At 59.5% G+C, this 3,519-nt stretch carries 2 protein-coding genes; both read left to right on the forward strand.

Annotated features, from left to right (window positions below):
• The coding region (locus tag ACE3NW_RS10805) for a heterodisulfide reductase subunit A (RefSeq protein WP_374283254.1) at window positions 1–1,192 on the forward strand (1,192 nt) is incomplete at its 5' end.
• 5 nt (window positions 1,193–1,197) lie between these two features.
• Window positions 1,198–3,459 carry an FAD-dependent oxidoreductase gene (locus ACE3NW_RS10810; RefSeq protein WP_374283256.1) on the forward strand — a complete coding sequence of 754 codons (2,262 nt, stop codon included), beginning with the start codon at window positions 1,198–1,200 and terminating at the stop codon, window positions 3,457–3,459.
• Window positions 3,460–3,519: the final 60 nt, after the last annotated feature.

Raw genomic sequence — 3,519 nt, forward strand, 5'->3', positions numbered from 1 at the left:
CACAGCCGCCATTGAAGCGGCGGAACTGGGCCACGACGTCTTTATCGTCGAAAAGTCGCCCTGGCTTGGTGGGCGCGTGGCTCAGCTCAATAAATATTTCCCCAAACTTTGTCCCCCCTCCTGCGGTCTGGAAATCCAGTTCCAGCGCATCAGGAAGAACCCGCGCATCAAATTTTTTACGCAGGCCGAAGTGGTCGGGTTCATGGGTGTCAAGGGCGACTACAAGGTAAAGGTGCGCATCAGCCCCCGCCATACCGCCCCGCACAACGTTGATTTCAGCCTGCTTGCCTCCAGCCTGACCGGAGAAGTGGAAAGCGAATTCGAGCTTGGTCTTGCTACGCGCAAGGCCCTGCACAAGGATATGCCTTTCGCCTTCCCCAGCCGCTACACCCTCGACCTCGACGCGCTCTCCAAGTCTGACAGCGCGCGGGTTGCCGGGGCCCAATTCCTGGATGTCAACGAACCGCAGCGCGAGATTGATCTCAACGTGGGCGCGGTTGTTGTTGCCACAGGCTGGAAGCCCTACGATGTTACCCGGTTGACCAACCTCGGCGCTGGCAGCGTCAAGAACTGCGTGTCCAACATGCAGCTTGAACGCCTTGCCTCGCCCTTTGGTCCCACCGGTGGCCGCATTGTGCGTCCCACCGATGGCAGGGCTCCGCACAGTGTTGCCTTTGTGCAGTGTGCGGGTTCGCGCGACCAGAACCACCTGAACTACTGCTCTTACATCTGCTGTATGGCCACTCTCAAGCAGTGCCTGTACATTGCAGAGCAGAACCCCGACACGCAGATCACGGTGTACTACATCGACCTGCGCGCTCCGGGCCGCTATGTTAAGGTGCTCGAAAAGGTCAAGGCGCTGCCCAATGTCAAGTTTGTCAAGGGCAAGGTTGCCAATGCCGAACAGGCCGAGGGCAACCGCGTGCGCATCACGGCTGAAGACGCCGTGCGCGGCGAAAAGATGACCCTTGATTATGATCTTGTTGTGCTGGCCACGGGCATGCAGCCCTCGCTGTCTGGTGAAAATGCGCCCCTGCCCCTGCCGCTTGATGAAGACGGCTTTATTGCGGGTGGAGATGAGGCTGGCATTTTCGCCGCTGGCTGCGCGCGCATGCCCCTTGACGTGATGCGCTCTGCGCAGTCTGGCACAGCCGCCGCCCTGAAGGCGGTTCAAACGGTGAAAGGGAGGTAGGCGGCATGTCGGGTAAAATTGGCGTCTATTTTGACCAGCAAAACATTGGCGGCGGGCTTGATCTGACCGCTCTGGCCGAACAGACGAGCCAGAAGTGGGGCGGTCTTGTGCCCGTGGTCAAGGTTGTTCCTGTGCTGGCCCTGGCCGTGAGCGAGATCAAGGCCGACATCGAAGCGCAAGAGCTGGACGGCGTACTGCTGTGCGGCGCTTCACCGCGCGTTGATTCGGAAATCTACCGCCTGCCCGTGCAGGTGGAACATGTGAACCTGCGCGAACAGTGTGTGCAGGCTTATAAAAATCCTGACAAAACCCCTGTGGACACAGCCAACGGCGCGCCGGAACTTCTGGCGCTCATGGCCCGCGACTACGTGAACATGGGCGTTGTCAAACTGCAGAAGAGCGAAGTGCCCGATTCTGCCGCCGTTACCGGCGTGCAGCGCGTACTGGTTATCGGTGGCGGCTGGACGGGTCTTACGGCTGCCGCTGAAGCCGCCGAAACCGGCTATGATGTTGTCCTCGTTGAAAAGGCCGACAAGCTCGGCGGCGCGGCCAACAACATTCCCATGGGTTCGCCCCTTGCTTCGCCCTGGACTGACAAGCAGCCCACCAACGTGGCCGACAAGATCAGCAAGGTGCTCGGCAACAGCAAGATTGCCGTACACATGAACACCCGCATGGAAAAGCTGGAAGGCCAGCCCGGCGAGTTCAAGGCCACCTTTGTCACCCCCGCAGGCACGCAGACCATTGAAGTGGGCGCTGTGGTGCTGGCGACCGGTTGGGTTCCGCTTGATCAGAAGTACCTTGCCGCCATGGGCCTTGGGCAGAGCACCAAGGTTGTGGACGCCGCCACCTTTGGCAAAATGCTGGTAGCCGATCAGGTGAGCGCCCGCCGCATCGCCTTTGTGCTCGACACCACCATGGCCGAAGAAGCTGTTAAAAAGGCAGCTGAAGAAGCTGAAGCCGCCCCTGCGGAAGAAGCCGCCAAGCCTGCCGAGGGCGAAGAAAAGGGTTTTGTGAAAGCAAATCTCGAAAGCTTCCGCCATGTGGCCTACTCCAACGCTGTCAACAGCGTGGGCATGCTGCGCCTTGCCAACACGGTTTGCGAAAAATCCAACGATGCCTGCCAGACCTTTATCCTCTACAAGGACATGACGGTTCCCGGCATTCTGGAACGCTTCTACAAGAAGATGCAGGACCGCCTGGGCGTCATGATGACCAAGGCCGACGTGACCGACATCCGCGAAGCTGGCGACCACATGGTTGTGAGCTGCAAAAATACCCTGCTGGGTATGGATTTTGATCTCGACGTTGACCTGGTTGTTGTGCCCACGGGCCTTGTGCCCACCACGGCCAAAGACGTGACTGTCTGCTTTGACTATCGCCAGGGCCCGGACTTCCCGGATCTGAACCTGTTTGATGGTTTTGCAGATTCCAACTACATCTGCTTCCCCTACGAAACGCGCCGCACCGGCGTGTACGCTGCGGGTTGCGTGCGTCAGCCCCTGACCATGGATGCCTGCGAAGAAGACGCCAAGGGCGCTGTGCTCAAGGCCATGCAGTGCATTGAGGCTGCCAGCCACGGTGTGGCTGTGCATCCCCGTTCGGGCGACCTTTCCTACCCCGTGTTCAACTTTGTGCGTTGCACCCAGTGCAAGCGCTGCACGGAAGAATGCCCCTTCGGCGCTCTGGACGACGACGAAAAGGGAACGCCCAAGCCCAATCCGGCGCGTTGCCGCCGTTGCGGCACCTGTTTCGGCGCTTGCCCGGAACGCGTCATCTCCTTCGCCAACTACAATATCGACCAGATCGGCTCCATGATCCGCGAAGTTCAGGTTCCCAAGGACTTCAAGGCCGATGGTCCCCGCGTGCTGATTCTGGCCTGCGAAAACGACGCATACCCTGCCCTTGATATGGCCGGGGCGCGCAACAAGCCCTGGAGCCCCTACTGCCGCATCATTCCGGTGCGCTGCCTTGGCTCGGTCAACGCCATCTGGGTGTCTGACGCCATGAGCAAGGGCTATGACGGCGTTATGCTGCTGGGCTGCAAATATGGCGACGACTACCAGTGCCACTTTGTGAAGGGCTCTGAAATCTGCGCCCGCCGTAAGGAAAACATCGCCGAGACGCTCAACCGCCTTGGCGTGCAGCCCGAACGTGTGGAACAGCTTGAAGTGGCCATTGACGAATACGACAAGGTTCCCGACCTGATCGACGGCTTCGTTGACCGTATCATGGCCATGGGCCCCAACCCGTTCAAGGGCATGTAGGAGGAAGGCAGCAATGGCACAATGTTCAATCAAACCTGATATGGAGTTTGTCAGGGCACT

This window comes from Desulfovibrio sp. (assembly GCF_041907885.1).
Taxonomy (GTDB): Bacteria; Desulfobacterota; Desulfovibrionia; order Desulfovibrionales; family Desulfovibrionaceae; genus Desulfovibrio.